Genomic DNA, 5645 nt, shown 5'->3' on the forward strand with positions numbered 1-5645 from the left:
AAAAAGAAACCCCAGCCTGGTGGGCTGGGGTTTCGGGGATAAAGCCCCTGGCGATGACCTACTCTTGCATGGCTTAAGCCACACTACCATCGGCGCGTGTGCGTTTCACTTCCGAGTTCGGGAAGGGATCGGGTGGTTCCACACAGCTATTGTCACCAGGGAGAGGGTGGAGGGTCGCAGGTCTCGGTGGATTGAGATTGCGCGCACGCTCTCGTTGGGTTGCTTCGGAACAAACCCATAGCGGGCCTGCCGTCGGCGAATAAGGTGGGACGTAGCGAAGTTTGGGTCGAAATGCCGTCGACGTGTTGTCGAGGATAAGGCCACTTGAGGTTATATGGTCAAGCCACACGGATCATTAGTACAGGTTAGCTCAATGCATTGCTGCACTTACACACCCTGCCTATCAACCACCTAGTCTTGATGGTTCCTTTAGGGGACTTAAAGTCCCGGGAGATCTCATCTTGAGGCGCGCTTCCCGCTTAGATGCTTTCAGCGGTTATCGCTTCCGAACATAGCTACCCGGCAATGCCACTGGCGTGACAACCGGAACACCAGAGGTTCGTCCACTCCGGTCCTCTCGTACTAGGAGCAGCCCCTCTCAAATCTCCAACGCCCATGGCAGATAGGGACCGAACTGTCTCACGACGTTCTGAACCCAGCTCGCGTACCACTTTAAATGGCGAACAGCCATACCCTTGGGACCGACTACAGCCCCAGGATGTGATGAGCCGACATCGAGGTGCCAAACACCGCCGTCGATATGAACTCTTGGGCGGTATCAGCCTGTTATCCCCGGAGTACCTTTTATCCGTTGAGCGATGGCCCTTCCATACAGAACCACCGGATCACTAAGACCTACTTTCGTACCTGCTTGATCCGTCGATCTTGCAGTCAAGCACGCTTATGCCTTTGCACACAGTGCGCGATGTCCGACCGCGCTGAGCGTACCTTCGTGCTCCTCCGTTACACTTTGGGAGGAGACCGCCCCAGTCAAACTACCCACCATACACGGTCCCCGATCCGGATAACGGACCTAGGTTAGAACGTCAAGCACGACAGGGTGGTATTTCAAGGATGGCTCCACCCCAGCTAGCGCCAGGGTTTCATAGCCTCCCACCTATCCTACACAGACGAACTCAACGTTCAGTGTAAAGCTATAGTAAAGGTTCACGGGGTCTTTCCGTCTTGCCACGGGAACGCTGCATCTTCACAGCGATTTCAATTTCACTGAGTCTCGGGTGGAGACAGCGCCGCTGTCGTTACGCCATTCGTGCAGGTCGGAACTTACCCGACAAGGAATTTCGCTACCTTAGGACCGTTATAGTTACGGCCGCCGTTTACTGGGGCTTCGATCAAGAGCTTCACCTTGCGGCTGACCCCATCAATTAACCTTCCAGCACCGGGCAGGCGTCACACCCTATACGTCCACTTTCGTGTTTGCAGAGTGCTGTGTTTTTGATAAACAGTCGCAGCGGCCTGGTCACTGCGACCCCTCTCAGCTATAGCCCGCATGGGCCACCAAGGGGGGTGCACCTTCTCCCGAAGTTACGGTGCCATGTTGCCTAGTTCCTTCACCCGAGTTCTCTCAAGCGCCTTAGAATTCTCATCCTGCCCACCTGTGTCGGTTTACGGTACGGTCTGCGTAAGCTGAAGCTTAGGAGCTTTTCCTGGAAGCGTGGTATCGGTGACTTCGTCCCAAAGGACTCGTCTCGCTGCTCGGTGTTAAGACCCCCCGGATTTGCCTAAGGGATCCACCTACCTGCTTTCCCCGGGACAACCAACGCCCGGTACACCTAACCTTCTCCGTCCCTCCATCGCACTTACGCGAGGTGCTGGAATATTAACCAGCTTCCCATCGACTACGCATTTCTGCCTCGCCTTAGGGGCCGACTCACCCTGCGTCGATTAACGTTGCGCAAGGAAACCTTGGGCTTTCGGCGTGCGGGTTTTTCACCCGCATTATCGTTACTCATGTCAGCATTCGCACTTCCGATACCTCCAGCAGACTTCTCAATCCACCTTCAACGGCGTACGGAACGCTCCTCTACCGCGCATACAAAGTATGCACCCCAAGCTTCGGTTCATCGCTTAGCCCCGTTAAATCTTCCGCGCAGACCGACTCGACCAGTGAGCTATTACGCTTTCTTTAAAGGGTGGCTGCTTCTAAGCCAACCTCCTGGCTGTCTGTGCCTTTCCACATCGTTCACCACTTAGCGATAAATTTGGGACCTTAGCTGTGGGTCTGGGTTGTTTCCCTTTTCACGACGGACGTTAGCACCCGCCGTGTGTCTCCCGGATAGTACGTGCTGGTATTCGGAGTTTGCCATGGTTTGGTAAGTCGCAATGACCCCCTAGCCATAACAGTGCTCTACCCCCAGCAGTATTCGTCCGAGGCGCTACCTAAATAGCTTTCGAGGAGAACCAGCTATCTCCGGGTTCGATTAGCTTTTCACTCCTAATCACACCTCATCCCCTACCTTTGCAACGGGAGTGGGTTCGGGCCTCCAGTCAGTGTTACCTGACCTTCACCCTGGGCATGACTAGATCACCCGGTTTCGGGTCTATTGCCCGCGACTATGCGCCCTTATCAGACTCGGTTTCCCTTCGCCTCCCCTATACGGTTAAGCTTGCCACGAACAATAAGTCGCTGACCCATTATACAAAAGGTACGCAGTCACTCCACGAAGGAGCTCCTACTGCTTGTACGCACACGGTTTCAGGGTCTATTTCACTCCCTTCACCAGGGTTCTTTTCGCCTTTCCCTCACGGTACTGGTTCACTATCGGTCGGTCAGGAGTATTTAGCCTTGGAGGATGGTCCCCCCATGTTCAGACAGGGTTTCTCGTGCCCCGCCCTACTCGATTTCATCGGAAGAGGTCTTTCGCATACCGGGCTGTCACCGTCTATGGCCGAGCTTTCCAACTCGTTTTGCTAAACCTCAACCGACTTAAGGGCTGCTCCCCGTTCGCTCGTCACTACTTAGGGAATCTCGGTTGATTTCTTTTCCTCCGGGTACTTAGATATTTCAGTTCCCCGGGTTTGCCTTGCATGGCTATGTATTCACCATGCAATACTGCTTGCGCAGTGGGTTTCCCCATTCGGACATCGCGGGATCAATGCTTGTTGCCAGCTCCCCCACGCTTTTCGCAGGCTGCCACGTCCTTCATCGCCTCTGACCGCCAAGGCATCCACCGTGTGCGCTTATTCGCTTGACCATATAACCCCAAGTCGCCTCGGGCTTACACATCGTCGCGAATACAACGATTACACAACTTCAAATCTAGGGCCTCGAGGGCCCCGCCTTAGCCTCTACGACACGTCATGGACATTCCGTCTCAAAACGCTCGCTACGTCCCAGTTTTCAAAGAACGCGACACAGGCTTCAGCGCCTGATCGCTTCAAATCTTGTGTGTGTGCGCAGATCATTCAGAAGTTCGGCAGTCACTGCCTGGGAGTGGTGGGTCTGGGAGGACTCGAACCACCGGCCTCGCCCTTATCAGGGGCGCGCTCTAACCACCTGAGCTACAGACCCAATGCTTTTCCTGGAAAAGTCCGCACAATCACGTGCGGGCTCTTGCGAGGGACTCGCATAAAGCCAAGTGGTGGAGCTTGTCGGGATCGAACCGACGACCCCCTGCTTGCAAAGCAGGTGCTCTCCCAGCTGAGCTAAAGCCCCAATAAAACGGGACGCTCCCGCGGCACGCCACCCTTGCGGACGGGGCCGGGAACTCTGAATGCAGGTCACTTGTGCGGACGCCTGACAGGCAATGCTGCCCATCTTGTTTACATCTCTAAAGGAGGTGATCCAGCCGCACCTTCCGATACGGCTACCTTGTTACGACTTCACCCCAGTCATCTGCCACACCGTGGCAAGCGCCCTCCCGAAGGTTAAGCTACCTGCTTCTGGTGCAACAAACTCCCATGGTGTGACGGGCGGTGTGTACAAGGCCCGGGAACGTATTCACCGCAGCAATGCTGATCTGCGATTACTAGCGATTCCGACTTCACGGAGTCGAGTTGCAGACTCCGATCCGGACTGAGATAGGGTTTCTGGGATTGGCTGGCTCTCGCGAGTTTGCGACCCTCTGTCCCTACCATTGTAGTACGTGTGTAGCCCTGGCCGTAAGGGCCATGATGACTTGACGTCATCCCCACCTTCCTCCGGTTTGTCACCGGCGGTCTCCTTAGAGTTCCCACCATTACGTGCTGGCAACTAAGGACAAGGGTTGCGCTCGTTGCGGGACTTAACCCAACATCTCACGACACGAGCTGACGACAGCCATGCAGCACCTGTGTTCGCGTTCCCGAAGGCACTCCTCGATCTCTCAAGGATTCGCGACATGTCAAGGCCAGGTAAGGTTCTTCGCGTTGCATCGAATTAAACCACATACTCCACCGCTTGTGCGGGCCCCCGTCAATTCCTTTGAGTTTCAGTCTTGCGACCGTACTTCCCAGGCGGCGAACTTAACGCGTTAGCTTCGATACTGAGAGCCTAGTTGCTCCCAACATCCAGTTCGCATCGTTTAGGGCGTGGACTACCAGGGTATCTAATCCTGTTTGCTCCCCACGCTTTCGTGCCTCAGTGTCAGTGCTGGTCCAGGGTGTCGCCTTCGCCACAGATGTTCCTCCCGATATCTACGCATTTCACTGCTACACCGGGAATTCCACACCCCTCTACCGCACTCTAGATTGCCAGTATCCAATGCCATTCCCAGGTTGAGCCCAGGGCTTTCACATCAGACTTAACAAACCACCTACGCACGCTTTACGCCCAGTAATTCCGAGTAACGCTTGCACCCTTCGTATTACCGCGGCTGCTGGCACGAAGTTAGCCGGTGCTTATTCTTCCGGTACCGTCATGACACCCGGGTATTAACCGAGTGCTTTTCTTTCCGGACAAAAGTGCTTTACAACCCGAAGGCCTTCTTCACACACGCGGCATGGCTGGATCAGGCTTGCGCCCATTGTCCAATATTCCCCACTGCTGCCTCCCGTAGGAGTCTGGACCGTGTCTCAGTTCCAGTGTGGCTGATCATCCTCTCAGACCAGCTACGGATCGTCGCCTTGGTGGGCCTTTACCCCGCCAACTAGCTAATCCGACGTCGGCTCATCTATCTGCGCGAAGCCCGAAGGTCCTCCGCTTTCACCCGTAGGTCGTATGCGGTATTAGCGTAAGTTTCCCTACGTTATCCCCCACAAATAGGCAGATTCCGACGTATTCCTCACCCGTCCGCCACTCGCCACCCATAAGAGCAAGCTCTTACTGTGCTGCCGTTCGACTTGCATGTGTTAGGCCTGCCGCCAGCGTTCACTCTGAGCCAGGATCAAACTCTTCACTTAAGTTTTTCGGACCGAAGTCCAAAGCTTTGAGTGCAGTCGTCTATCCAGGCCCCAATTACTCGATTACTTGCATTTGCATGCTTTCTTGATTCATTGAGACTCTGTGTCGAACGTCTGCTGATGGACTAACACCCACCGGCCAGACGCCCGCACAAGTCACCTGCGCACACTGTCAAAGATCCTCGAAACCGGCCTCAGCGCCGCGTTTCGTACTTGCCACCGAAGTGATCAAGTGAGCCGCACATCTTACAGCAGATTCCACGTCCGTCAACACCTTGTGAAATCTTTTTCTGCCGCTTCCCGCC

General features: G+C 55.0%; 2 tRNA genes and 3 rRNA genes. All 5 read right to left on the minus strand.

Features of this window, described 5'->3' with window-relative positions:
* Positions 1-45 precede the first annotated feature (45 nt).
* The 5 genes from rrf to ACFQZQ_RS14775 all read right to left on the minus strand — a co-directional run bounded on the left by rrf (position 46) and on the right by ACFQZQ_RS14775 (position 5340).
* Positions 46-160 (minus strand): 5S ribosomal RNA (gene rrf / locus ACFQZQ_RS14755).
* A gap of 174 nt (positions 161-334) precedes the next feature.
* Positions 335-3215, minus strand: a 23S ribosomal RNA gene (locus tag ACFQZQ_RS14760).
* Between the two features lie 240 nt (positions 3216-3455).
* Positions 3456-3532 (minus strand) — tRNA-Ile (locus tag ACFQZQ_RS14765).
* Positions 3533-3600: 68 nt separating this feature from the next.
* Positions 3601-3676 (minus strand) — tRNA-Ala (locus ACFQZQ_RS14770).
* A gap of 117 nt (positions 3677-3793) precedes the next feature.
* Positions 3794-5340 (minus strand): 16S ribosomal RNA (locus ACFQZQ_RS14775).
* The 16S, 23S and 5S rRNA genes sit together here with 2 tRNA genes alongside, the layout of an rRNA operon.
* Between the last annotated feature and the right edge of the window lie 305 nt (positions 5341-5645).

Origin of the sequence: Lysobacter koreensis (genome assembly GCF_042677045.1) — a bacterium.
GTDB lineage: Bacteria > Pseudomonadota > Gammaproteobacteria > Xanthomonadales > Xanthomonadaceae > Lysobacter_K > Lysobacter_K koreensis.